Below are 24346 nucleotides of genomic sequence, written 5' to 3'. Positions count from 1 at the left end.
AGCCATGCTCGCACTTCTGGGCCTGATCATGGTGGTGACCTTCACCTACCTGATCATGAGTAAACGCCTGTCCCCGATCGTCGCGCTGACCATCGTGCCGATTGTTTTCGCCCTTGTTGGCGGTTTCGCGCCAGACCTGGGCAAGATGATGCTTGATGGCTTGAAAATGGTGGCGCCCTCGGCAGCGCTGTTGCTGTTCGCCATCCTGTTCTTCGGCCTGATGATCGACGCCGGCCTGTTCGACCCGCTGATCCGCAAGATTCTCAAGCGGGTGAATGGCGACCCGATCAAGATCGCTATCGGCACCGCTCTGCTGTCGCTGCTGGTGGCGCTGGACGGTGATGGCACCACGACTTACATGATTACCTGCGCTGCCATGCTGCCGCTGTACAAGCGCATCGGCATGAACCCGATGATCCTGGCGACCGTATCGATGCTGTCATTGAGCATCATGAGCGGCATGAGCCCGTGGGGTGGTCCCGCCACCCGCGCCATTGCAGCGCTCGGCCTGGATGCGACCGAATACTTCATTCCGATGTTGCCCACCGTCATCGGTGGGGCGGCATGGGTCGTGTTCACCGCCTACCTGCTGGGCCGTGCCGAGCGCCGGCGTATCGGCAATGTTGCCCTGGAGTCCGGAGGGGGCAACTGCTACATCAAGGAAATCCTCGGCGACAGCCCGCACAAGCGCCCGCGCCTTGCCTATGTGAACCTGGTGCTGGTGATTGTCGTCATGACTGCGCTGGTTCTGGGGCTGATGCATGCGGCCATCCTGTTCATGATCGGTTTCGTCGCCGCACTGATGATCAACTACCCGCAGCTGAATGTGCAGAAAGAACGCATCCTCGCCCATTCGGGCAACGCCATGACCGTGGTGTTGCTGGTGTTCGCCGCAGGCATCTTTGCCGGTATTTTCTCGGGTACCAAGATGGTCGATGCATTGGCCCAGACGCTGGTGGACTGGATTCCGGATGCGTGGAGCCACTGGTTCCCGCTGGTGGTGGCGCTGACCAGCATGCCGCTGACCTTCGTGCTGTCCAACGACGCGTACTACTTCGGCGTTGTGCCGATCCTGGCCAATGCCGCGGCCGCCTACGGCATCGACCCTGTAGAGGTCGCCCGAGCTTCGGTGCTTGGCCAGCCGGTGCACCTGATGAGCCCATTGGTAGCCTCCACCCTGCTGCTGGTGGGCATGGTCGATCGCGACATCGGCGACTTCCAGAAAGCCACCTTCAAGTGGGCCGTGCTCACCTCTCTGGTGATCACTGCGCTGGCACTGCTGACGGGCGCCTTGTCCCTCATGGTTTGAAGCATCCAGGGCGCCGCTTGCGGGTACGGTGATATCCCGCTTCTGGAACTATCGTGCTGTTTCAAGCCATCGATTTTGTCCTCTTACGATTCCTCTCCAAGCCCCATTGAGCTGCATAAATCAAAGGTTCAGGGCGCCTCGGGATTTCTCACAAAAAGCAATGATGGCACGTTGACTCTCCCCTTAGGGGGAGACTTTAGACTCCCGGCCCTCGATAGATCTGGCCTGAAAACAGTTTTTTTTGGCCCGATGCCTTTATTCATTCAATGCGGCTTTTGTAGGGAAACAATCAATGAATAATCCGTTGGAATTGGACAGCGTTATCAGCAGTACACAGGAGATTCTTGCGCAGTTGCTGGTGTTGGACAGGGGCGACGTGGCAGAGCACAGCAGTATCGTTGACGACCTCAGTGCCGACTCGCTGGACATCGTCGACCTGAGCTTCCAGCTGGGCCGTCAGTACGGTTGCACTTTGCCGAAAACCAGCGTGCTGGATCACGCGGTAGCGGTGTTCGGCGATGCCACCCGGTTTGTCGAAAAAGGCCGAATCACGCAGGACGGCGTGGCCTTGCTGGAGCAGAGCCTCAGCGCTTATGCGCCGGGCCAGTTGCACGTGGGCATGCAGCCGGGCGATGTCTTCTCGGCCACCACCGTGCGTAACTGGGCGCAGCAATGCCATAACGTTTTCAACTACCTCCCCGAGACTTGCCCTGAGTGTGGCGCGGTTCATGCCCAACTCAATGAGCGCCAACAAGTGGTGTGTGGCGGTTGCAGTGCTCGCCTGACCCCTCTGGACGGTGACTCGATCTCGCGTCTGTTGGTTGAGCAGTACGCGGCCGCCCAGTTGAAGGCTTCGGCGTAGAGGGTGCCTTGATGCAGGCCCGAGAGGTTCTGGTCACCGGCTATGGCCTGGTGGCTCCCACGACACTGGATGCGGCCTCGCTGTTCACGATGATCAGCGAAAACCGTTCCTGCATTGGCCAGCACCCGGCGTTTGTCGAACTGGGGTTTGCGAACCCGGCGGCCGGATTTATCGATGAGCAACAATGGCAGGTCATCGCGGCGGCCTTTCCGGGCGACCTGCAGACCACCTCCCGCCAGGAATGGCTGGCGCATTACGTGGCCCGTCAGGCGCTGGCCCATGCCGGGTTGGCCGACGGCGCATTTGCCCGAGTCGCCAGCGGTATTTTCGTCGGGGCCAACAAACATTGCGTGAGCGGTGATTTGCGGGACGCCAGCCGTTACATGGACGATCAGGGGCGGGTCGATCTCGACCAGTACCTGGATAACCACACCCTCAGCGGTGGGGCGTTTGCCCGGCGGGTTGATCAGCAAACCCGCCATCTCGCCGAATGGCTGGGTGTCCGTGACCATATCTCCACGCATTCCGATGCCTGTGCCGCCGGCACCATGGCCATCGGCAGCGCCTATCGAGCGATCGCCCGTGGCGAGATCGACCTGGCATTGTGTGGCGCGGTGGAGTTGATGGCCCATGAATTGTCCTACTACAGCTTTGATGGGCTGGGCGCACTCTGCCAGCGCGTGGACTTTTCCCCACAAGAACAGAGCCGGCCGTTCATGCCGGACCGCTGCGGTTTTGTGCTGAGTGAAGGGGCGGCGCTGTTGGTGCTGGAATCCCGCGCGCATGCCGAGCGTCGTCAGGCCTGTCCGCTGGGCCGGGTGCTGGGTTACGCGAATCTGTGCGAGGCAGAGAAAATCACCTCCAGCAGCCGCGACGGCAGCAAGTATGCTGCCTGCATGACGGCGGCCCTGGCCGATGCCGAACTGACCAGTGCGGCTGTGGACCATGTGAATGTTCACGGTACGTCGACACAGGCCAATGACCGTTGCGAGGCCCTGGGCCTGGCGCAGGTCTTCGGCGAAACCCTGGAGCAGATGACGTTCACCGCCAACAAATCTGCCGTAGGGCATTCGTTGGCCGGCAGTGGTGCCATTGAGGCGGTGCTGTCGTTGATGAGCATTCAGTTGGGCGTGGCCTTGCCGACCCTCAACTTTCAGCCGGAAAAATCCGAATTTCCGGCGTTGAAATTCCTTTGCGAACCGTTGCAGCAACCGATCAATGTCGTGCTCTCCAATTCCTTCGGGTTTGGTGGCGTGAACAGTTCGTTGGTGCTGGGCAGGGCATGACATGACCAGATCCAATTCAACCGCTGTTTATATCACTGCGGCGTCGGTACTCAACGCCGCCGGTACTGAATGTACGCCTCGTGACAGTCAACCTCTGGCCGCGAAACCGCTGGATTTCGACCCGGCACGTCTGGCCCATTGTGTTGCAGCGCCCGCCTTGCCGGCGGGTGTGTACGACCGCAGACTGTCCCGTAGCCTTGAGCCTCAGGGCGCGCGCCTGCTGTATTGCGCCGGCCGTCTCGCCGAGACCTTGCGTGGGCTGGAACTGCCCGACGAGCGGATCGCATTGACCGCTGCCATTCCGGAAGTGGATGGCCCCAGCTCGTGCTGGGATGCAGTGCAGGCCATTGGCGCACAACCGGCAGATCTGTTGGGGCAATTCTTTGCCCACACACCGCCGCTGCACGCGCTGATGATGCTCAATAGCAGCGTCATGGCCCACGCGGCTGAGGCCTTGCGTTGCAAGGGGCCCATGGGCGGTTTTTGCTCCCAGGGCAATGCGGGGCTGGATGCTTTGATGGAGGCCGCTGCCCATCTGAGCGAAGGCCGTGCCGATGCTGCCGTGGTCGTCAGTAGCAGTCCGAACATCACCCCGGCGTTGTACCTGCGCGACGCTACTCACCCACCTGTGAACCCCGGCCCGTGGGTTTTCGGCGAAGGTGCTGCGGCACTGTTGCTGACGACCAACCCAGGCAGCGGTGCTCGATCTGCGTTGCGTATTGCCGGGTTTGCCCGTGGTTACAGCGCGCAACCCGAGCGTGGACTGGCGGTTGGTCGCGACGTCATCGAGCGCGCTTTGAGCAACGAAAAACTGTGCCTCAGCGATGTCGGGCAAGTCGTCGCCGATGCACAGGATCCGCAGATTGCCGCGTTGTTTACCCCATCGGGGCATACCCTCGAACACTCCAAGGCGTTGCTAGGTGACTTGGGCGCCAGCGCCTTGCTCAGTGAAATCGCTGTGACCTGGGCACTGGATTGCAGCCGTTACACGCTGTTGCTCGAACACAGCCGAGGCGGACATTGGGGCGCGGTGCTGCTGGCCAGAACGTCGTCGGACACAGAGACAATGGAGAGTTACCCATGAGCCCCACACGGATCGTGATCACGGGCATGGGCGCCGTTACCGGCTTCGGTTTCGAGTGGCAGTCCATGTGGCGAAGAATGTTGGCCGGCGAGCATTGCATTCGGCCATGGCAACCGGAAGGCGTCGAGGCGGGTGCGTTCCCCGTGCGTTACGCAGCGCCCGTGGATATGGGCTTGATGCCGGCACACTTGAAAGACCATCCGGCTTGGGGGTTGTCGCTGGAGAAACGCACCCGCTTTGGTTGGGTCGCGGCCACCCAAGCCATTGCCGATAGTGGTCTGAGCCCCGAACAGTTGCGTGGCGCGGCGGTATTGTCAGCGTCCGGCGCACCTGCTCATCGTTTGCAGGACATGCTGCTCAGCCTGGCGGATAACCCGGCGCAGGCGCCGTCCTGGGCTCAATTGATGGCGCGACAGGCGCAGGTCGATCCTGACAGTTCACTGTGTCAGAGCAACGACCGCCTTGCGCGGGTGATTGCCGATGGCATCGGCAGTGAAGGCCCGGTGATCAATATCAGCAGCGCCTGCGCGGGAGCGTCCCAGGCCATCGGCAATGCATTCCAGATGATCCGTCGCGGCGAGGTCGAGCTGGCCATTGCCGGGGGCGCCGATTCGGTGCTGAGCCTGGACACCATGACCGCGCTGTATCTGCTCGGCGCCGCCAGCAGTGAACAGCGTTGGGGCACCGACCTATGTCGGCCGTTCGACCGCCATCGCAGTGGCTTGATTGCGGGTGAAGGTGGTGGTTTTGTAGTGCTCGAAACCCTCGAACGGGCGCTCGCCCGAGGGGCAACGCCGTACGCCGAAGTGCTGGGTTTCGGCAGCAGCCTGGATGCCTACAAAATCACCGCACCCGACCCGCAGGGCCGGGGCGCGGTGCTGGCGATGCAGGCGGCCCTGACGGATGCCGGGCTGGCGCCGCAACAGGTCGACCTGATCAATGCCCACGGTACCTCGACACCCCTCAACGATGCCGCCGAAACCCTGGCGATCAAGACCCTGTTCGCCGAGCGCGAACATTATCGGCGGTTGCTGGTGACGGCCAACAAATCCCAGTTCGGCCACCTGATTGCGGCCGCCGGAGCACCGGAGTTCATGCTCACGGCCCTGGCCTGCCGGGATGATCGGGTTACGCCGACCCTGAACCTGCAGGATGCCGACGAACAATGCGACCTCGACTACTGCGCCCTTCAAGCGGTCAAGCGCAAGGTCGACGTTGCCCTGAGCAACTCCTTCGGTTTCGGCGGCCTCAACACTTCACTGGCGCTGGGCAAGTACCGGGAGGCGCCGCGATGAAACAGGCGGTCGCGATTGCCGGTGCGGGTTGCGTGTTGCCCAGCGGTTGGGGTGTCGAGCCTTTCTGGGCGGCCGCAACCGAAGGGCGCAGTGCAATTACGGCGCTGAACGCCCGATGGTTCAGCAGCGAACGCGTAGTGGCGTTCGGGCAAATTCAGGATCAGGACCACCAACGCAGCCGACAAGACCTTGCGCAAAACCTCCAGCGTTACTGCACGCCGGCAGTGATCTGGGGTGTCAGCGCGGTACGTCAGGCGCTGGAAGAAGCCGGCCTGGCCGGTGAGCAACCGGATGTCCGTTTTGGTTTGTATTGCTGTCAGGGCGGCTACACCCATCCGTCTCTGGAATCCTATGCCGAGTTGTTGCTCGGCTGTCGGCAGGACGGCGTCGCCGACATGGCGGCGTTCGCCAAACGGATCCTGCAAGACCGTGCCCAGGACCCTTTTCTGGTGCTTAAAGGCTTGAGCAACTGCTTGCTGGGTGTCACCAGCCTGGCGCTGAAACTGGTGGGCGAGTGCAACGCCTATATGCAAGGTGTCGCCGGCAACCTGGCAGCCTTGCGTGAGGCTACGGCCGCTTTGCAGGATGGCCGAATTGACGCGGCAATCGTTGTCGGTGCGGGCAGCGAGCTGGATGCCTTGGCGCTGTCCGGGTTGGTCCAGGCGGGTGTCATCAGCGCCAACGGCTCGAACACGCTGCTGCCGTTTGACCTTCGGGGCACCGGCGGCATTGCCGGGGAGGGCGCGGCAGCGTTGGTGCTGCGCCGGCGCGAAGACCTGCCGGCCGGTCCTCAGGCGTGCCTCGCCGACATGACGGCCCATGCCACCCTCGGTCGCTTGAGCCTGCCCGACAGCCCAACCGATGTGTTGGTGTGCAGCGGCACCGGCGATGCGCACAAAGACCGCGTGTTGTGCCAGACGCTGGCCCTTGCGCGCGCCTCGCACATCACCAGCGGGTTGGCGATCAACGGCATTCTCAGCGCGGCACCGAGCCTGGTGGATCTGATGCTTGCGCGTTGCGCATTGCAGGCCCAAAGCGTACCGCCGATTGCCGGTTTGCGGCAGCCAGTGGCGAACCTGCCGTTCATTCAGGGCGCGCCCCACGCTGCGAGCCTTGCGCATTGCCTGGTGCTGAACCGCGACGACAACGGATTCAGCGCCGCCTATCAAGTGCTCTACAGCGCAAAGGCCACTCAGGACTGCCGCTGACTACCGCCTCTTTTTTACTTTCAAGGGATATGACTGTCATGGATTATCGCGATTTCGTTCGGCCCAAATTCGTCGGCCTGCTCCAGGCATTGGGCCTGGAGTGTCAATTTGAGCGCGCCCTCGGTAGCCAGTTGTTCTACCGCAACCCCAAGGGCGATATGGTCACGGTCACCGACTTTCTCGGCGGTTACGGTGCGGCACTGTTCGGCCACAACGACCCACAGTTTGTCGATCAGCTATGTGCGCTGCTGCGCAGCGACGTGCCGTTCAACGCACAAATGTCGATCCGCGGTGCGGCCGGGCAATTGGGGCGAGCGCTCAGTGACGCCTTCAATCGCGAACTGAAGAACACCGAACGTTATATTTCGACTTTCTCCAACAGTGGCGCGGAGGCGGTGGAAATTGCCGTCAAGCACGCGGAGTTCCGTCGCCAGAAGAGCCTGCAGAAGCAGTTCGACGACATCGATTTCACCCTGGCCAGCCTGACCGCCAGCGAACACGCTTACCGCGAGCTGGATGTGGGCGACCTCGACCTGCCTGCAGGTGTCCTGCCAGCCACCCTGAACAGCGTGACCTTGCGTCAGGTGGTTGAAGCCGTTCGCCAACACAACCTGGCGCAGTTGCACATCGAGCCGGTATTCGTCGCCCTGCGCGGCAGCTTCCACGGCAAATTGGTCAATACCGTGCAACTGACCTATGGCCGTCAGTACCGCGCGCCGTTTGCCCGTTTTGGTCTGAACGTCGAGTTCATCGACCCACAGCAGCCCCATCAGTTGCAGGAATTGCCGGCCCGGCACACGCACCACTGGTTGAGCCTGCAATGGGACGGCGAACACCTGAACGTACTGCAACTGCCGTTCAGTGCGATTACCGCCGTGTTGATGGAGCCGATTCAGGGCGAAGGCGGTATCAACGAGTTCGCGGCCGAGTTCTATCTGGGGCTGCGCAAGCTGTGTAACGAGCAACAATGCCCGCTGGTAGTCGATGAAGTACAGTCGGGTTTTGGGCGCGCCGGGACGTTTCTTGCCAGCAGCCAGTTCAACCTGCAAGGCGACTATTACTGCCTGTCCAAGGCCCTCGGCGGCGGCTTGATGAAAATCGCCGCGACGGTGATCCGCAGCAGCCACTACGAAGGCGAGTTCAGCTACATCCACAGCTCGACCTTCGCCGAGGACGACCCGTCCTGCCATATCGCGCTGTCGGCATTGCGCCGGTTGTTCGCCAATGACGACGCGATGCTCAAAGACATACGCACCAAGGGCGCCTACCTCAAAGCCTCGCTCAATGAACTGAAGATGGCCTATCCGGATGTGATCGCCGATGTGCGCGGGCGTGGCTTGCTGGTGGGTCTGGAATTGCACGACTTGAGTGTCAGCAGCTCGCTGGTACAGGCGTCGGCCCAGTACAACGATGCCTTGGGTTACTTGATCGCCGGTTACCTGTTGCAATTCGAAGCGTTGCGGGTAGCACCGTCGGGCAGCAACTCCAACGTGATTCGCCTGGAGCCGCCAGCCTGTATCACCCTGGGCGAAATCGACGGGCTGATCGCTGCCCTGCAACGGGTCTGCGACATGCTGCGCCGTGGCGATGCGTTGCCGTTGGCGGCGGGTATCTGCGCGGACTCGATGCCCACCGTGCCAGCCCGTCAGGACGATTTTCGGGTGGCCGAGCCCGTTGAAAACATCGATGCCAAGGTCGAAATCGTCGCTCGGGTAGCGTTCATCAACCACCTGATCGATGCCGATATCCTCGGTGACGTCGATCCCTCGCTGGCAGCCCTGAGCCCGGAACAAAAACGCACGTTCATCAATCGCACCAAGCCTGAACGCCGCGCTGTGCCAGTCGGCCCGGTGATCATTCGGTCGCGCCTCGGCATGGCGGTAGAGTTCACGTTGTACCCGCTGTGCATGGATTCGGATGCCATGGCCGAGTACATCCTCAGCGGTGACCTGGACAGCATCCGCGAAGAAGTCGGCAGGCGTGTCACCGATGCCCGCGCCGATGGCTGCAACATCGCCGGCCTCGGGATGTACACCTCGATCGTCACCAACAATTGTCAGGCGCTGAAGATTGCCGACATGGCGCTGACGTCCGGCAATGCCCTAACCATCGGCATGGGCCTCGAAGCCATCGAGCAAGGCTGTGTACAGCAAGGTCTGGCACTGCGCGAGCAAACCGCTGCCGTTGTCGGTGCCGCCGGTAACGTTGCTTCGACCTATGCCTCGGTGCTGTCCGCCACCGTAGATCACCTGATTCTGATTGGCAGCGGTCGTGACGGCTCGGTTCGGCGCCTGGAGAAAACCGCGCAACAGATTTACGCCGACGCGGCCCGTTCGATCCTCAAAGGCACAGCCGAACACGACCGGTTGGCGCAGCGACTGCTGACCCTTGATGGTTGTTGTGACTTGTTGCACTCACATGGCCAAAAAGCCGACCTCGGTTTGCACATCGCCCGTCTGGTGGATGAGCGCCTTGGCGCGAACGCCTTCATCACGGTCACCAACGATCTCGACGCCATCAAGGGCGCACGGATTGTCCTGTGCGCTGCCAATGCGCCTCAGCCGTTCCTCGGTGCCGAACATTTCGCCGAGCGCAGCGTGATTTGCGATATCGCCGTGCCGCTGAACGTCCATCAAGACCTGCCGAGCCAACGCGAAGACGTGCTCTACATGCACGGCGGCATCGTCCAGACGCCGTTCGACGACGGCCTGGCGCCCAACGTGCGGGCCTATCTGAAAAAAGGTCAGCTGTATGCGTGCATGGCCGAGTCGGTGTTGATGGGCTTGTCTGGCATGAGCCAGCACGGCTCCTACGGCGATATCAGCCGTGAGCAAGTGCAGCAGGTCCGCGCACTGGCCGCGACACACGGCTTCACCCTCGCGCAATTCAAAACTCATAACTCACTTTAAGGAGCGGTCATGACTCAGAAAATAGCCGTCGTGACCGGCGGCAGTCGCGGCATTGGCAAGTCCATCGTGCTGGCCCTGGCCGGCGCGGGTTATCAGGTTGCCTTCAGTTATGTCCGTGACGAGGCGTCAGCCGCTGCCTTGCAGGCGCAGGTCGAAGGGCTCGGCCGGGAGTGCCTCGCCGTGCGGTGTGATGTCAAGGATGCGCAGAGCATTCAGGCGTTTTTTGAACGGGTCGAGGAACGTTTCGAGCGTATCGACTTGTTGGTCAACAACGCCGGTGTTACCCGTGACGGTTTGCTCGCCACGCAATCGTTGAGTGACATCACCGAGGTCATCCAGACCAACCTGGTCGGCACGCTGTTGTGCTGTCAGCAGGTGCTGCCCTGCATGATGCGCCAACGCAGCGGGTGCATCGTCAACCTCAGTTCGGTGGCCGCGCAAAAGCCCGGCAAGGGCCAGAGCAACTACGCCGCCGCCAAAGGCGGTGTAGAAGCATTGACACGCGCACTGGCGGTGGAGTTGGCGCCGCGTAACATCCGGGTCAACGCGGTGGCGCCCGGCATCGTCAGCACCGACATGAGCCAAGCCCTGGTCGGCGCCCATGAGCAGGAAATCCAGTCGCGGCTGTTGATCAAACGGTTCGCCCGGCCTGAAGAAATTGCCGACGCGGTGCTTTATCTGGCCGAGCGCGGCCTGTACGTCACGGGCGAAGTCTTGTCCGTCAACGGCGGATTGAAAATGCTATGAGCCAGGCACGCACGATTGTGATTACTGGCGCGGCCAATGGTATTGGCCGCGCCGTCGCGGAAAACTTTGCAGCCCAGGCCGAGCACCTTTTGATCTTGCTCGATCGGGATCTGGCAACCTTGCGGAGGTGGGTCACTGAGGGCGAATTTGCCGCTCGCATCGAAACCCATCAAGCGAACATCGCCGATCTCGCCAGCCTGCAACTTCTGTTCAAGGGCCTGGCCAACCGGGTCGGCTTTGTCGATGTGCTGGTCAACAGCGCCGGGGTCTGCGACGAGAACGAACCCGAAGACCTCGACAACTGGCACAAGGTCATTTCGATCAACCTCAACGGCACCTTTTACGTCACCTCGTTGTGCCTGCCACTGATGGCGGAGGGTGGGCGGATCGTCAACATGTCGTCGATCCTCGGCCGAGCGGGCAAGGTCCGCAACACCGCTTACTGCGCCTCCAAGCACGGCATCATCGGCATGACCAAAGCCTTGGCGCTGGACCTGGCGCCACGGCGAATCACCGTCAATGCCATCCTGCCCGCCTGGATCGACACACCGATGCTGCAAGGCGAATTGGCGGCTCAAGCGCGCATCGCCGGGATCACCCACGAGCAAATCCTGCGCAATGCCAAGAAGAAGTTGCCGCTGCGGCGCTTCATTCAGGGCGACGAAGTGGCGGCCATGGTTCGTTATCTGGCGAGCCCGCAGGCGAGTGGTGTCACGGCGCAAAGCCTGATGATCGACGGCGGTGCCGGGTTGGGAATGTAGCCATGGCTCGACTGGGATTGAACCGCGGCCTTTTGGCCGCGCTGGTCAGCCTCGGCTCGCCAGCGGCGATCGCCGAGTGGTGGCCGGAGCATCATGAAGCGGAGATCGGCGTTGCCACGGCCGTGCGTCTGCACGGTGACGACCAGGTCACGCAAAAGGCCGTGTACCTCAAGTTCAGCCTGGAGGATGCCTGGGACAGCGGCTACTACAAGGCCAAGGGTCGAGCACGTTACGACTCTCGTTATGACGGCAACAACCCATACAGCGCGCAAGCCCGGGACGATTATCGGGCCACTGCCGATTGGCGGCACCTTTACTGGGGGCTCTACGTCGGTGACGGCGAGCTGACGGTGGGCTGGCAGCAGGTGGTGTGGGGGCGAGCAGATGAATTACGGGTACTCGATCAGATCAACCCGCTGGATTATCGCGAGGGTGTGATCGGTCTGTTGGAAGACAGCCGCATCGCCGTGCCGATGATTCGCCTGGTGCAGCCGGTCGCCGAGTGGGAGCTGGAAGCGCTGGTGATCACTGATTTCGTGAAAAACCAGGCGCCGGCCGTCGGCAGCGAGTTCGATGCACCGATCTTTGCCACACCCGATCCGCAGATGTTTGTGGTCGATTCGCGGCCCGGGTATGACGGTCACAGTGGCTTCGGTTACGGCGCCAGTGCCAACGGCCGGGTCGGCACGGTGGATGTCAGCTTCGTTGCCCTCAACGCCCGCCAACAGGACCCGGTTTACGCCGTCGAAGGCCAGACCGAAGAGGGCCTGATTCGCCTCGAACGGCAATTCCCGCGCTATTCCATGGGCGGCGCCGGTGTGGCCATCGATGCCGGCCACAGCATCGTGGTGCGCAGTGAAGTCGCCTACTTCGACAATTGGCGCGTCACCAATCCTTACCGCGCTTACGGCAGCGACCAGACGGCGATGACCAAGTCGCTGCTGGGCGTCGATTACCTCTTGCGGGACTGGCTGATCTCGACGCAGTGGCAACATCAGCGGCTGCTCGACTGGCAGCCCGGCATGGTCCAGGACAAACGCGACGACCTGTTCACCGTGTCTGCCGAAGGCTCGCAGTTCCAGGATCGCCTCAAGACCCGTCTGGTTTTCGGCATGTCGCCGCCAGCGCAGGACGACAGTTTCGTTCAGGGGATCTTCACCTACAAACCGGTGGACTGGCTCAAGTTGGGGCTCGAAGTCGATGTGTTCTTCGGCAAGCCCGACCGCCAGTTCGGTGCGTACGACAACCGCGACCAGGTGCGCTTGTCCGCCGGTTATCTGTTCTGACCACACCGGTGCGGTGTGCGAACCACTCAAACAATGAAAAGGAAATCGCCATGTTGCCCATCTTCAAGACCCTGACTGTAAGCGCACTGCTGCTGAGCGCCGCTGCCGCCATGGCAGCTGAAACACGCACGGCCGACGACATCATTCGCCAGGCCCGGGACCGCGACGACGGCAAGAGCTTCATGTCCCAGGTGTCCCTGATCCTGATCGACAAGCAAGGTAACAGCCGCATTCGCGAGTTCAGCTACCTGCAAAAGGATTACCCGGACAGCGACAAATTCACCATGTATTTCTCCGCGCCGAGTGATGTGCGTGACGTCGCCTTCCACATCGAAAACCCGCGCGAGGCCCTGGGCCTCGAAGACAGCCAATGGATGTATTTGCCGGTCAGCCGACAGACCCGAAGGATTTCCACCACCGACAAACGCGGGGCGTTCATGGGGAGCGACTACTCCTATGCCGACCTCGACAAGATTCGCGCCGAAGACTATCGCCAAACGCTGGTTGGCGAAGAGCAGTTGCAGGGCCGCGATTGCTACGTGATCGAGCGTGAGCCGGCGACGCCTGCCGTGCTGGCCAAGACCGGCTACAACAAGCTCAAGGTCTGGGTTGACAAGAAGAACTCACTGGTGCTGCGCCAGGACTTCTTCGATGTAAAAGGTGTGATGTTCAAGCAGATGCGCACCCTGAAGACTGAAACCATCGACCAGATCGACAGCATTACCCTCAGCGAAACCGAGGACTTCATCGCCGGTACGCGCTCTCAGCTGCGCTTCAACCAGTTGCAGTACAACGTCGCGCTGGACGACCGCCTGTTCACGCAGACCGCGATCAAGCGCGGGCTGAAAGCCGGCGACTTGCCGGAATACGCCGTGTCTGCCCGCTAAGCGCCGCTCTCGATTCATCTGGAACCCTCATTCATGGAAAGATACCTGAACTTCGTCGAGCGCTATGCGCGGGCAATTGTGTTCGTGCTGGTGGCGATCACCGCCTACTTCACCTACACCCTCGGCGCGCTGATGTCGGACACCAATCCGTATCTGCTCAAGGACACTCACCCGGCGCGCAAGACGATCATTGATCTGCAGCGCGAGTTCACCGGCACGTATGACTCGGTCATGGTGGCGCTGAACAACCCCGAGAGTGTCTTCAACACCACGTCGCTGAACGCCCAGTTCGAGCTGTCCCAGGCCATACGCCAGTTGATGCTGGCGAACGATGAGGACCGTGTCGAACTGCAGCGCATCGTCGGCCTGCACAGTGGCGACCCTGATGCCCAGGGTTTGCTGGTGCAGATCCTCGCCGAGGGTTTTTCGCAGAACGATTACGCTGCCGCCAAAGCACTGCGCGACCATGGGATTGCCCGGCACTGGGACAGCCATGACTTGCAGTTCCTGAGCTTTCTTGCCGAGCGGCTTAACCCGATCCAGGAAATGGCCTCGATGGCTGACCTGGAAAACATCAGCTTGAGTGCCGATGGCGAGTTATGGATTCACAAGACCCTGCACGCCCTGGATATGGACCCGATCAAGGTCGAAGCGCAGATCATGGGCAACGAGCAGATGGTCGGTGGCGTCGTCTCGGCGGACAAGAAAGTCGCCATGGTCGTCGCCGAACTGGGCACCAAACAGGACGACGCTCAGGCCCAGCTGCGTGCCTATCACCAGGTCCGCGAGATCATCGCGAAGTACCAGGCCGCCCACCCGGAGTTCACCGATGAGGTGTTCATCGCCGGCATGCCGATCTTCATTGCGGCCCAGCAGGAAATCATCGATCACGACCTGGCGATGCTGTTCCCGATCGTGTTCCTGTTGGTGACCTCTCTGCTGGTTTTCTTCTTTCGCAAACCACTGGGCGTGGTGCTGCCGCTGTTCAATATCCTGTTCTGCACCATCTGGACCCTTGGCCTGATGGCGCTGCTGCGTGTGCCGATGGACTTGCTCACCAGTGTCTTGCCGGTGTTCCTGTTCACCATCTGTTGTGCCGACGCGATCCACGTCATGGCCGAGTATTACGAACAGCTCAATTCGGGTAAGTCTTTCCGCGAAGCCAACCGTGAAACCCAGCGCCTGATGGTCACGCCGGTAGTTTTGACAACGGTCACGACTATTGCCACGTTCCTGATTTCCACCACCAACAACATTGTCAGCATCCGCAACTTTGGCGTGTTCATGTCGATCGGCCTGACGGCGGCGCTGATCATCTCGTTGCTACTGATTCCGGCGTGGATTTCGATCTGGGGCAAAGATGCCGTCCCGCGCAAAGTCCAACTGAAAGCATCGCTGATCTCCCACTATCTGGTGGTGTTCTGTGCCTGGCTGATTCGCTGGCGCAAGCCGGTATTGCTGGTGACCCTGCCGTTGTTGGCGATGATGACGGTGTTCACGTTCAAGGTGGATATCGAAGACTCGGGCATTGCCTACTTCAAGAAGGACAGCCCGGTGCGGATATCCGACGAGTTCATCAACCGGGCTGGAGTCGCCGGTACATCGCCGGGCTGGATCGCTTTCGACACCAAGACTCCGCGTGGCGCGCTGACCACTGAAACCGTGCAGTTCCTCGAACGTCTGGACCAGTTCATCAAGGCCCAGCCGAACGTGAGTTACACCTATTCGGTGGCGACCTACATCAAGCGCATGAACCTTGTGCTCAACGACATGAACCCTGCTTTCCTGCGGGTGCCGCAGGCGGTGGAGCAGGTGACGGTGGTCGATGATGACGGCAAACCGGAGACCTTCGATGTCGATGGCAACTCGCTCATCGAACAACACATCATGATGTTCGAGAACGGTGGCGGCACTGATTTGCAGAACGTGCTCAATGCCGATTACTCGAAGGCGGTGACGCTGTTCACCATGACCTCCTCTGTGGCGGGCGATTACCAGGCGATGCTCGATAAACTGGACGCCTGGCTGGCCATCAACAAACCGGCCAACCTGCAGGTCACCCATGCCGGTACGCCGTACATATGGACCGGGGTGTTGCAGGAAATCACCCAGGGTCAGGTGCTGAGCTTCTCGCTGGCGTTGCTGGCCGTGACCTTGATGATGATGTTCTGGCTCAAGTCAGTACGCCTGGGCATCCTCGGCATGCTGACGTTGCTGACCACGTCGGTGACGGTGTACGGCAGCATGTACCTGTTGGATATCGAGTTGAACATCGGTACCACACTGGTGACGTTCCTGGTGGTGGGCGTCGTGGATTACGCCGTTCACCTACTGTCACGGATCAAGATGCTGGTGCAGAAGGGCATCGAGATCGACGAGGCCATCCTGGTGGCCATGCAGGGCGTCGGGCGCTCGACGGTGGTCAACGTCGTGATCTTCTCGATGGGCTTTGTCGCGCTGCTGTTCTCCGCCTACAAACCCGTCATCGACTTGGGTGTATTGGTGATACTGGCGCTGTCATCCAGCGGCTTCATGACCATTTTGTTGGTCACGCTGATCTCGCCGTGGTTCTTTGCCTCGATTGTGCCGCAGCCAGCAGTGCAAGAGGGCGAGCAGCCGCGGGGTGGGGCTGTGCCAGGCTAAATCGCCGGGGCGCCTGCGTGCTGAAAACGGCACGGGGCGCCATGGCCGTTCAGGGGCGGAGGAGCGGATTCAGCGGGCTTTTTCCAGGTGTTCGAATTGGCATTGCATCTGAGCATCTTTGAGGCTCAGCTCAAACTCAACCAAGCCGTCATGCACTTGCTGCAAGGCCTGGATTTGCCCCATCAATTCCTGCTTTTTGTTATCGATGGCCTGCATGGCCAGATCCCAGGGCAACTCCTGGCCGCGATGATCCTGCAGAATGGCCTGCATTTCCTTGAGCTTGAAACCGAGTTGCTGAGCGCATTTGATGAAGGTCAGCAGCTCTACGCTTTGCTGGCTGTAGATGCGGTACTTGCCTTCGCGTTGCGGGGGGGGCAACAGGCCGATTTCTTCGTAATGTCGAATGCTTTTGACGGTGGTGCCCGACAGCTGGGCAGCTTTGCCGATGTACATGAAAATCCCTTTTTATGACGCATCAGAAGCGAAAAGATGTCGCGTGCTCGTACAGGCGCGCGACATCTTTGCACAAGCGTCAGGGTGTGGGAAGCCAAGTTGGACAAGGTGTCACAGCAGGGAGGCCCGGCTGGGCAGCGCAGGGGCACGGCCCGACCGGGGCCGATCAACGGCTGGCGACTGCCTGGACTTGCTTGAGCCAGGCTTCACGCTGTTCCGGCTTGGAGCCCAATACCGGACCGAAGGTCAGGGTTTTCAGGGGTTTTATGCCGCAGAACTCCAGGGTGGTCTTGCGCATTTGGTGCAGGCCCGGCATGCGATACACCCACCGGTAGTACCACGGCGGCGTGTCCATGGTCACCAAAAGGTGAGCCGTGCGGCCCTTGAGCAGCTTATCCGGGAAGGGCGAGCCCTTGCGGTACTTGAAGGCAAAGCCGGGCAGAAACACGCGGTCGAAGAACCCCTTGAGCAACGCCGGAATGCCGCCCCACCAGATCGGGTACACCAATGTCAGGTGTTCGGCCCAGGTAATGTCGTTCTGTGCGTTGATCAAATCGGGCTCAAGCAACTGGATCTGGTTATAGCCATCGTGCAAGACCGGATCGAAATCCAGGGTGTCCAGGCGCAGAAGGCGCACCTCATGGCCTGCTTGCGTGGCGGCCTCGACATAACGTTCGGACACAGCGCCGCAAAAGCTGTCGTTCGAAGGGTGGCCGAGGATTACGAGCATGCGTTTGCGCTTCATGACAAACTCCAGGTAATGAAGTGCCAAGGGTAAAGTCTGCCCCTTACGGTAGAGTCAAGCCTTGCCGGTTAGTGGTAGAGACAAACAGTCCAGCAGCGCTCGGCTGGCGCCTGGCAAACCGTCGAAGAGCGACCGTCGAAAGTGGGTTAGAGACTGTCAGGGTCGCCAAAGAACATCTGTATCCGCGACCGCAACCACCGCTCCGCCGGGTCGTTGTCCTGCGCCCCTCGCCAGGCCATGTGCAGTTCGAAACTGCGCACGGGTATCGGCAGGTCTTCGGCCCGCAACCCGCCCGCAGCAGTCAGCACATCGGCGGTGTAGTCCGGCACAGTGGCCACGATATCCGTCCCCGCCAGCAAGCTCCCCAGCCCGTTGAACTGCGGCACCGCCAGCACCACGTGGCGCTTGCGGCCGAGTTCTTCCAGGGCTTCGTCGATGAAGCCGGACAGGTCGCCGGCAAACGACACCAGCGCATGTGGCCGCGCGCAGAAGTCGTCCAGGCTAATACCGCCTGGCACGCTGTCGGCGCGCAGTAGCTTCGGCATGCTGCGGCGCAGCACCTTGCGCTTGGCGTTGGCCGGCAGGTCGCTGGTGTAGCTGACCCCCACCGAAATTTCCCCCGAGGCCAGCAGGGTTGGCATCAGCAGGTAGTTGACCCGCCGCACCACCAGCACAATGCCCGGCGCTTCGGCGCGAATGCGCTTGAGCAACTGGGGCAGCAGGGCGAACTCGGCGTCGTCCGACAGGCCGATGCGGAACACCGCATTGCTGGTGGCGGGGTCGAACTCGGCGGCGCGGCTGACCGCAGTGGAAATCGAATCCAGTGCTGGCGACAGCAGGGCGAAGATCTCGTGGGCCCGTGCGGACGGCTCCATGCTGCGGCCGGTGCGAACGAACAGCGGGTCGTCGAACAGGTTGCGCAGGCGCGACAGGGCCGCGCTGATGGCCGGCTGGCCGAGGAACAGTTTTTCCGCGGCGCGGGTCACACTGCGCTCATGCATCAGCGTTTCAAACACGATCAGCAGGTTGAGGTCTACACGACGCAGGTCGTTTCGATTCATCGGTGCGCTTCGCCTAAAGTGGGGCAGGGGTGAATCTTACGGCCAAAGGCTGTTACCCTGCACGGGTTTAGGGGGACCAATTGCAGGGAAAGTCAGGTGCCCAATCGATGACAAGCATGTCGACTATTAATGACCACTGATGGTCTAACCGTCAAAGCCCGGATAAAGTCAGTGGTAATTAGAGGTTCACAAAGGCGAGGTATGCGATGTCCCGCATGATCCGTTTCCACAAGTTCGGCGCTGCCGATGTGCTCCGTTGCGAGGAGCAGGCCGAACCGTCACCCGCTGCCGACGAGGTACAGATCCGCGTCGAGGCGATTGGCGTCAGTTGGTATGACGTGCTTTGGCGCCAGAACCTGGCGCCGTCCCAGGCACGCCTGCCGGCGGGCATCGGCCACGAAATGGCCGGGGTGGTGACTGCGGTCGGTGAAGGGGTCGAGGACATTGCGGTGGGCGACCGGGTCGCCAGCTTCCCGGCCACCAGTGCCAATGACCACCCGGTGTACGGTGATGTCATCGTGCTGCCGCGCACCGCCATTACCCGCTACCCGGATGTGCTTACCCCGATCGAGGCCAGTGTGCACTACACGCCCTTGCTGATCGCCTATTTTGCCTATGTTGACCTGGCCCGTGCCAAGGCCGGGCAGACCGCGCTGGTGACCGATGCCAGCCATTGTGCCGGCCCCGCCTTCGTGCAATTGGGCAAGGCCTTGGGGCTGAAAGTGTTCGCAGCTACCAAAGAGGCTGAGCAGCGTGAGTACCTGCTGGGCCTGGGTGCCGACAAGGTGATTGTCACCGAGGAGCAGGACCTGTTACTGCAGGTAGGCAAGTACACCGATGGCCGCGGCGTTGACATGGTCCTCGACGGCATGGGCGGGCCGCAGATGTCGCTGCTGGGCGATGTGCTGGCGCCGCGTGGCAGCCTGGTGCTGTATGGCCTGCAGGGCGGTAACCAGACGCCTTTCCCGGCCTGTGCAGCCTTCCAGAAGAATATCCAGTTCTACGTGCATTGCATCGGTAACTTCACCGGCAAACCGGAACTTGGCATCAGCCAGGACCAGGTGGCGCTGCAGCGTGCCTTGCGCGACATCAACCAGTTCACTGCTGACCAGCTGCTGACACCGCAGATCATCAAGGTGTACCCGTTCGAGCAGGTGGTGGAGGCACATCGTTACATGGACCAATGCCCGTGCGGTGGGCGAGTGGTGCTGGACATGGCGCAACACTGACAGCGGTTCGCAATGCCGACAAACCCGGGCAGAGTCCCGGGTTTTTTGTGGGCGAGCAGAATCATTTCAGCCCTAATAAAAAGACCATTCCTACATCGAAGTCAGACGTGGACTACATATAAGGCAATGGCCTGTGATTGTGTGGAAATATTCCGCCAACTATTCAGACTTGAACGCTTCCCGCTAGAGGTTCAGTGTGTCTCTGCAATCTTGCTGAATGGTTTTTTTACCTCGATCTGTATCTTATATTCGCTCTGCATCCCCCGATAATAGCCCCATCATAGTTTGCGCAAGGAGCGTGGAATGAGCATGGCTATGCCTGAGGATCAGCTATGTGTGGTAGCGACGGGCCGTCGCGGCATTGATGTTTTTTCGATGGTCTGGCGACAGTGATGCGTTACGTCATTACTTCAATTTGATCGTAGGAAATTTCTTCGGGGTAAGCACAGGACGTATTGAAACTTGAACACAAGATTCAGCACGCGTTGGCTGCATGAAGTTGATGAGGTGATTTCGTGACGGCTATTCACGATCAGGCAATGCACTATATCTACCAGCAAGTGCTCGAGCGCTTGTTGAGCCAAATGTCGCAGGCGCAGCGGGCATCCTTGCAATTGCTGATACAGCGATTGTTGGTGGCGGCAGGTGGGCTCGAGTGCATCGGTACGTTCCGCGTGCTGGTGCTGCAGGGCGGCGATTGCCGCAGTGTCCGGCTGCTGGCCATGCTGCGTGCGGCGCAACTGAGCATCGCCCTGCGTGCGCCGGTAACCTTTCAGTTGCGGGTGCTAGTGGTCAGCCTGCCGGTGGCCGCCAGCGATACGCTCGAAGGCCACGAGCGCAGTTTCAGTGCCCTGTTCATGCAGGATGACCCGCGGGTTCAGTTGCAGATGGTCGAAGGGCGCGACGTGGTGCCCTTCAGCCGTCGGCCTTCGGCTGCGCCCGAACGTGGGCTGCTGGCGAGGAACGCCATGCTGATGTTCGGTCACATGGTCGATGCCAGGCCCGAAGCCCTGCTGGGTAGCCGCCTGCATCTAGAGCTGGCGGATGCCGTGTGTTGTGCACTGCAGGCACCGACATCGGCCGACGTCTTGATCACCGCCATTCCCGTGCGCCAGCGGCGCCGATACCTGGCCTGGGCCCGGCGTAGCCTGCGCCTGGCAGGGGAGCGCGGCCCGCATGTGTTGCATCAGTGCCTGGCGACGCTGGCCCACGGGCTGAGCCGGTTGCAGGGTGTTATCGAAGTCTCTCCGGGCAGCCTGGCGAAGCCGACACAGGGCGCTGTCACGGAGGAGGATCCGTTGCGGGTGATTGCCATGGATGACCTGCTGCCGCAGCTGCTTGAAGGGCAGCAACTTGACGCGATGCTGGGTGGTGGACTCGAAACGACCGAGGATGCCTGGGCATTGTCGGCATTCGTCGACCCGTACGCGCCGGCACAATTGCGCGAACTGCGTGCACGCAGCCTTGAGCTGCCGGCTGCTCGCCCGGCGTTGCGGCTGGCAGACCATTCGGCCGACAGCAAGCCTCGCGATGTACAAACGCTACCCCTGGGTAAAGCCTACGGTATCAACCAGACTCAACTGGTGTGCCTGCTGTTCAGCCCGTTCGCCCGGCAGGGGAAGAAGCTGGAGCGTTTTCTGCAGTGCCGGCATGCCGACATGCTGGTAGCGCTGCCGTACCTGCACCGGGCCTTGCAAGGCAAACCCTGCCCCGATGCGGTGAGGGACTGGCTGGTGAATACCAGTGGCCTGCCGCTGGGGCAGTTGCGGGCGATCTATGAAGGGCGCACGCCGCTGACGGCCTGGCGCTTGCAGAGCCACCTGGCCCGCCGCGACGTGCACCTCAAGCTGCTGCCAAGGCCGTCGTCGGGGCGCCGCCGTGGCCCAGTGGCGGCGCCTTGATGGGGCAAGCGGTCCCTGGCGAGTTCGCCTATCGCAAGGTGTATCGCTACCTGGAAGCGTTGATCGAGCAGGCCTCAGGCGGTGGCCCCTGCAAGTTGCCGTCGCTGCGTGCAATGTCCCGGCGGCTGCGGGTTTCATTGGCTACCGTGCAGAGTGCCTACAACCTGCTGGAGGAAGAGGGCCGCGTCCAGTGTCTGCCAAGGTCCGGCTATTACGCTCAGGCCGCTGCCAAGGCAGCGGCAGCGCCCATGCACCCGCAGTCACCTTTGCCAGTGCAACCATTGCTGGAGCGTATGCTGCTAGGCCACGAGCGGCGCTTGGCCCGTCAGCGCGCCAGCGGTGTTGCACCGAGGGAAACACTCGGCGACACCCGTCTGCGTAATGCCGTGGCTGAGTCTTATACCCGTTCCTCCAGCCTGTACTGGCGTGCCGAGGATGTTCAACTGGCCCCTGATGTGCAAGCGTTGCTGGATACAGTGCTCGTGGGGCTTGCCTTGCAGGGCGGAACGGTGCTGGTGCAGTCGCCCTGTTGCTGGCAGGTGCTGCACGCTTTGGCACGTGCCGGCATGCGGGTGCTGGAAGTACCTGCAGATAGCCGCGGCAACCCGAACCTGCGGGCCTTGGCCCGGTTGCTTGGCGCCGAGCCGGTGTGCATGCTGGTCATGCCGTCTTGCCTGGGCATGCCGCAAGGGCGGCTGGTGTCGCTGCACTACCAGCAGCAGCTTGGTCAGCTACTGGGCCAGCACCCTGTATGGTTGCTGGAAAACGACCTGGACAGTGAACACTGTTACAGCGGGCCGCCACGCACGCGCTTGCGCGACTGGGTCGACCCTCGCTCGCTGTTGGTAATGGGGGCATTCGAGACCGCAGTGGGGGCCGAGGCACCTTACGCCTATGTGCTAAGCCATGACGCGGCACTGGCCAAGGCATTTGCCGAACGGGCCTTTCGGCTTGCGCCGCTGCGCCTGCAAGCGCTTGCCCTGATGCTGGGTAAGAGGCAGATCGAGATACACCTGGTAGAGCTGCGTACCGAGCTGGAAAGGCGCATGCAATATCTGGTACGCGCGCTGGCGTTGCAGTTCGGTCAGCAGGTGGCGATGCAGACGCCCCAGGGGGGGCGAATGCTGTGGGTGCGTTTTCGCCAACCGTTGCGGTGGGATTGCATCGTTGCGGCACTGGCAGGTTCCGCCTTGCATGCACTGCCGGGCAGGCAGTTCAGCCTGCAGGGGCGTTACCAGCAGTGCATGGCACTGGTCTGGCTGGGCGACCAGCCAGATGACCTGCAACAGGCGGTGGAGCGCCTGGCGCAGGCACTGGAGCCGCGCTGCGGGCGACCTGCCAGCGTTTCACGCTGACTATGCCTGCTCTTGCCCCTGGCGCAAGCGGGTGCTGAGCACCGCTGCCAGCACCAGCAATGCGGCAATGATCCACAAGCCGTTGCGCGTGCTGCCGGTGGCCTGCTCGATCAGGCCCATCACCGACGGCCCGACGAACCCACCCAACAGGCCGCAGGTGGTGACAAATGCAAGGCCCGCCGCCAGGGCGTTGCCACTCAGCCGGCTGGACGGGAAGACAAACAGGACCGACTGAACCACGAACAGCATCAGGGCGGTCAGTGAAAACCCGATCAGGCCGATGAACGTGTTGGCCAGCGACGCCAGCAGCAACCCGGTCGCCATGGTCAGCAAACCGCAGAACAGCAGGGTGCGGCAACGGCGTGGCGAGGTGGCCAGGCGCGGGAAGGTGGCAGCACCGATGGCAGCCGCAATCCACGGCACGGCAGTCAGCAGGCCTATCTGGAAGGGTGATAGCGCAGCGTAAGTGCCGATGATACCCGGTAGGAAGAAAATCACCGTGTAGATGGTGATCTGGTGCACGAAGTACACCGCGATTGCCAGCCAGATCTGCCGGTCGCGGAACATCTGCCCCAGTTTGCTCTGCTGTGGCGCGGCAGCCCGCTCGGCGGCCAGGCGGCGTTCGATGTCCTGGGCGTCGGCGGCCGACAGCCAGGGCGCCGAAGCCGGGCCATCGGGCAGCTTCTTCCACACCACATAGGCCAGGGCCACGGCAGGCAAGCCTTCGAGCACGAACAGCCACTGCCAGCCATGCCAGCCCAGTACGCCGTCCATTTCCAGCAGCGCACCGCCCAGCGGGCCGCTGAGGATGTTGGCCAGGCACACGCCCAGCAGGAAGTAACCCGTGGCGCGGGCGCGCTGTTCGCGGTCGAACCAGTAGGTGAGGTACAGCATCACCCCGGGGAACAGGCCCGCTTCGGCCACCCCCAGCAGCAGGCGCATGATGTAGAACGACGTTTCGCCCTGGACGAAGGCCATGCCCGCCGAGAGCAGGCCCCAAGTGATCATGATGCGGGTGATCCAGAAGCGCGCGCCCACCCGGTGCATGATCAGGTTGCTGGGCACTTCGGCCAGCGCATAGGTCAGGAAGAACAGGCCGGCCCCTAGGCCATAGGCCGCTGCCGACAGGCCCAGGTCGATGCCCATGCTGGCTTTCGCCAGGGCGATGTTGGTGCGGTCAAGAAAGCTCATCACGTAGACGACGATGAGCAGTGGCATCAATTTGCGCAGCAGCAGGCCGTTCAGGCGCTGCTCGGTGGTGGCGGCAGGGGCCGAAGCCGCTGCGCTGGTGAGGGTTGTCATTGTTTTTTTCCCCGTGAAAAGTG

Annotated in this window: 19 protein-coding genes; 15 read left to right on the top strand and 4 right to left on the bottom strand. The window is 61.6% G+C overall.

Annotation, left to right across the window (positions count from 1 at the left end; translation table 11 throughout):
• The first annotated feature begins 4 nt into the window (after positions 1-4).
• The 12 genes from MRBLPB4O_RS15700 to MRBLPB4O_RS15645 all read left to right on the top strand — a co-directional run bounded on the left by MRBLPB4O_RS15700 (position 5) and on the right by MRBLPB4O_RS15645 (position 16277).
• Entirely contained in the window at positions 5-1309 is a 1305-nt protein-coding gene (locus MRBLPB4O_RS15700; protein WP_341795805.1) for a citrate:proton symporter, read from the top strand.
• A gap of 292 nt (positions 1310-1601) precedes the next feature.
• Positions 1602-2171: an acyl carrier protein gene (locus MRBLPB4O_RS15695; RefSeq protein ID WP_341795804.1), complete on the top strand. Its 570-nt coding sequence runs from the start codon at positions 1602-1604 to the stop codon at positions 2169-2171.
• Positions 2172-2182: 11 nt separating this feature from the next.
• Positions 2183-3457, top strand: a complete 1275-nt coding sequence (locus MRBLPB4O_RS15690) for a beta-ketoacyl-[acyl-carrier-protein] synthase family protein (protein WP_341795803.1) — start codon at positions 2183-2185, stop codon at positions 3455-3457.
• Positions 3458-3626: 169 nt separating this feature from the next.
• Complete coding sequence (locus MRBLPB4O_RS15685; RefSeq protein ID WP_341798893.1) at positions 3627-4541, top strand: beta-ketoacyl synthase; 915 nt, start codon at positions 3627-3629, stop codon at positions 4539-4541.
• Positions 4538-5836: a beta-ketoacyl-[acyl-carrier-protein] synthase family protein gene (locus MRBLPB4O_RS15680; protein ID WP_341795802.1), complete on the top strand. Its 1299-nt coding sequence runs from the start codon at positions 4538-4540 to the stop codon at positions 5834-5836. The genes MRBLPB4O_RS15685 and MRBLPB4O_RS15680 overlap by 4 nt, the downstream gene beginning before the upstream one ends.
• A complete protein-coding gene (locus tag MRBLPB4O_RS15675) occupies positions 5833-7044 on the top strand; it encodes a beta-ketoacyl synthase N-terminal-like domain-containing protein (RefSeq protein WP_341795801.1) in 1212 nt (403 codons plus the stop codon). The genes MRBLPB4O_RS15680 and MRBLPB4O_RS15675 overlap by 4 nt, the downstream gene beginning before the upstream one ends.
• 38 nt (positions 7045-7082) lie before the next feature.
• Entirely contained in the window at positions 7083-9953 is a 2871-nt protein-coding gene (locus tag MRBLPB4O_RS15670) for an aminotransferase class III-fold pyridoxal phosphate-dependent enzyme (protein ID WP_341795800.1), read from the top strand.
• Between the two features lie 9 nt (positions 9954-9962).
• Positions 9963-10700, top strand: a complete 738-nt coding sequence (locus tag MRBLPB4O_RS15665; protein ID WP_341795799.1) for a 3-oxoacyl-ACP reductase family protein — start codon at positions 9963-9965, stop codon at positions 10698-10700.
• A complete protein-coding gene (locus MRBLPB4O_RS15660) occupies positions 10697-11461 on the top strand; it encodes an SDR family NAD(P)-dependent oxidoreductase (RefSeq protein ID WP_341795798.1) in 765 nt (254 codons plus the stop codon). Before MRBLPB4O_RS15665 ends, MRBLPB4O_RS15660 begins: the two co-directional genes overlap by 4 nt.
• Positions 11462-11463: 2 nt before the next feature.
• Positions 11464-12747, top strand: a complete 1284-nt coding sequence (locus MRBLPB4O_RS15655) for a hypothetical protein (RefSeq protein ID WP_341795797.1) — start codon at positions 11464-11466, stop codon at positions 12745-12747.
• A 50-nt stretch (positions 12748-12797) separates the two neighbouring features.
• A complete protein-coding gene (locus tag MRBLPB4O_RS15650) occupies positions 12798-13634 on the top strand; it encodes an outer membrane lipoprotein-sorting protein (RefSeq protein WP_020192855.1) in 837 nt (278 codons plus the stop codon).
• Positions 13635-13667: 33 nt separating this feature from the next.
• On the top strand, positions 13668-16277 hold the full coding sequence (locus tag MRBLPB4O_RS15645) for an MMPL family transporter (protein WP_341795796.1): 2610 nt from the start codon (positions 13668-13670) through the stop codon (positions 16275-16277).
• 69 nt (positions 16278-16346) lie between these two features.
• Here MRBLPB4O_RS15645 and MRBLPB4O_RS15640 read toward each other — a convergent pair whose 3' ends face one another.
• The 3 genes from MRBLPB4O_RS15640 to MRBLPB4O_RS15630 all read right to left on the bottom strand — a co-directional run bounded on the left by MRBLPB4O_RS15640 (position 16347) and on the right by MRBLPB4O_RS15630 (position 18536).
• Positions 16347-16730, bottom strand: a complete 384-nt coding sequence (locus tag MRBLPB4O_RS15640; RefSeq protein ID WP_003253954.1) for a MerR family transcriptional regulator — start codon at positions 16728-16730, stop codon at positions 16347-16349.
• Between the two features lie 166 nt (positions 16731-16896).
• Entirely contained in the window at positions 16897-17475 is a 579-nt protein-coding gene (locus tag MRBLPB4O_RS15635; protein WP_003253953.1) for an NAD(P)H-dependent oxidoreductase, read from the bottom strand.
• 146 nt (positions 17476-17621) lie between these two features.
• Positions 17622-18536, bottom strand: coding sequence for a LysR family transcriptional regulator (locus tag MRBLPB4O_RS15630; protein ID WP_341795795.1), 915 nt, complete (start codon positions 18534-18536; stop codon positions 17622-17624).
• A gap of 206 nt (positions 18537-18742) precedes the next feature.
• Between MRBLPB4O_RS15630 and MRBLPB4O_RS15625 the strand changes: the two genes are divergently transcribed.
• The 3 genes from MRBLPB4O_RS15625 (at position 18743) to MRBLPB4O_RS15615 (ending at position 23021) form a co-directional block, all read left to right on the top strand.
• Positions 18743-19765, top strand: coding sequence for a zinc-dependent alcohol dehydrogenase family protein (locus MRBLPB4O_RS15625; RefSeq protein WP_016500053.1), 1023 nt, complete (start codon positions 18743-18745; stop codon positions 19763-19765).
• A gap of 515 nt (positions 19766-20280) precedes the next feature.
• Complete coding sequence (locus tag MRBLPB4O_RS15620; protein ID WP_341795794.1) at positions 20281-21666, top strand: hypothetical protein; 1386 nt, start codon at positions 20281-20283, stop codon at positions 21664-21666.
• Positions 21666-23021 carry an aminotransferase class I/II-fold pyridoxal phosphate-dependent enzyme gene (locus tag MRBLPB4O_RS15615; protein WP_341795793.1) on the top strand — a complete coding sequence of 452 codons (1356 nt, stop codon included), beginning with the start codon at positions 21666-21668 and terminating at the stop codon, positions 23019-23021. The genes MRBLPB4O_RS15620 and MRBLPB4O_RS15615 overlap by 1 nt, the downstream gene beginning before the upstream one ends.
• On the opposite strand, the gene MRBLPB4O_RS15610 is transcribed toward MRBLPB4O_RS15615, so the two are convergent.
• Positions 23022-24323, bottom strand: a complete 1302-nt coding sequence (locus MRBLPB4O_RS15610) for an MFS transporter (RefSeq protein ID WP_341795792.1) — start codon at positions 24321-24323, stop codon at positions 23022-23024. It abuts the gene before it with no gap.
• Positions 24324-24346 lie beyond the last annotated feature (23 nt).

The sequence above is a fragment of the Pseudomonas sp. LPB4.O genome (genome assembly GCF_038383825.1).
Classification (GTDB): Bacteria; Pseudomonadota; Gammaproteobacteria; order Pseudomonadales; family Pseudomonadaceae; genus Aquipseudomonas; species Aquipseudomonas putida.
Note: the sequence above shows the minus strand (reverse complement) of the source record. Positions and strands in the feature narration are given on the sequence as shown.

What these genes read in the sequence shown, in the direction of transcription:
- MRBLPB4O_RS15630 (WP_341795795.1), bottom strand. Translation starts at nt 18,536, where the DNA reads ATGAATCGAAACGACCTGCGTCGTGTAGACCTCAACCTGCTGATCGTG.
- MRBLPB4O_RS15640 (WP_003253954.1), bottom strand. Translation starts at nt 16,730, where the DNA reads ATGTACATCGGCAAAGCTGCCCAGCTGTCGGGCACCACCGTCAAAAGC.
- MRBLPB4O_RS15675 (WP_341795801.1), top strand. Translation starts at nt 5,833, where the DNA reads ATGAAACAGGCGGTCGCGATTGCCGGTGCGGGTTGCGTGTTGCCCAGC.
- MRBLPB4O_RS15665 (WP_341795799.1), top strand. Translation starts at nt 9,963, where the DNA reads ATGACTCAGAAAATAGCCGTCGTGACCGGCGGCAGTCGCGGCATTGGC.
- MRBLPB4O_RS15690 (WP_341795803.1), top strand. Translation starts at nt 2,183, where the DNA reads ATGCAGGCCCGAGAGGTTCTGGTCACCGGCTATGGCCTGGTGGCTCCC.
- MRBLPB4O_RS15615 (WP_341795793.1), top strand. Translation starts at nt 21,666, where the DNA reads ATGGGGCAAGCGGTCCCTGGCGAGTTCGCCTATCGCAAGGTGTATCGC.
- MRBLPB4O_RS15625 (WP_016500053.1), top strand. Translation starts at nt 18,743, where the DNA reads ATGTCCCGCATGATCCGTTTCCACAAGTTCGGCGCTGCCGATGTGCTC.
- MRBLPB4O_RS15700 (WP_341795805.1), top strand. Translation starts at nt 5, where the DNA reads ATGCTCGCACTTCTGGGCCTGATCATGGTGGTGACCTTCACCTACCTG.
- MRBLPB4O_RS15695 (WP_341795804.1), top strand. Translation starts at nt 1,602, where the DNA reads ATGAATAATCCGTTGGAATTGGACAGCGTTATCAGCAGTACACAGGAG.
- MRBLPB4O_RS15655 (WP_341795797.1), top strand. Translation starts at nt 11,464, where the DNA reads ATGGCTCGACTGGGATTGAACCGCGGCCTTTTGGCCGCGCTGGTCAGC.
- MRBLPB4O_RS15670 (WP_341795800.1), top strand. Translation starts at nt 7,083, where the DNA reads ATGGATTATCGCGATTTCGTTCGGCCCAAATTCGTCGGCCTGCTCCAG.
- MRBLPB4O_RS15650 (WP_020192855.1), top strand. Translation starts at nt 12,798, where the DNA reads ATGTTGCCCATCTTCAAGACCCTGACTGTAAGCGCACTGCTGCTGAGC.
- MRBLPB4O_RS15680 (WP_341795802.1), top strand. Translation starts at nt 4,538, where the DNA reads ATGAGCCCCACACGGATCGTGATCACGGGCATGGGCGCCGTTACCGGC.
- MRBLPB4O_RS15610 (WP_341795792.1), bottom strand. Translation starts at nt 24,323, where the DNA reads ATGACAACCCTCACCAGCGCAGCGGCTTCGGCCCCTGCCGCCACCACC.
- MRBLPB4O_RS15635 (WP_003253953.1), bottom strand. Translation starts at nt 17,475, where the DNA reads ATGAAGCGCAAACGCATGCTCGTAATCCTCGGCCACCCTTCGAACGAC.
- MRBLPB4O_RS15645 (WP_341795796.1), top strand. Translation starts at nt 13,668, where the DNA reads ATGGAAAGATACCTGAACTTCGTCGAGCGCTATGCGCGGGCAATTGTG.
- MRBLPB4O_RS15660 (WP_341795798.1), top strand. Translation starts at nt 10,697, where the DNA reads ATGAGCCAGGCACGCACGATTGTGATTACTGGCGCGGCCAATGGTATT.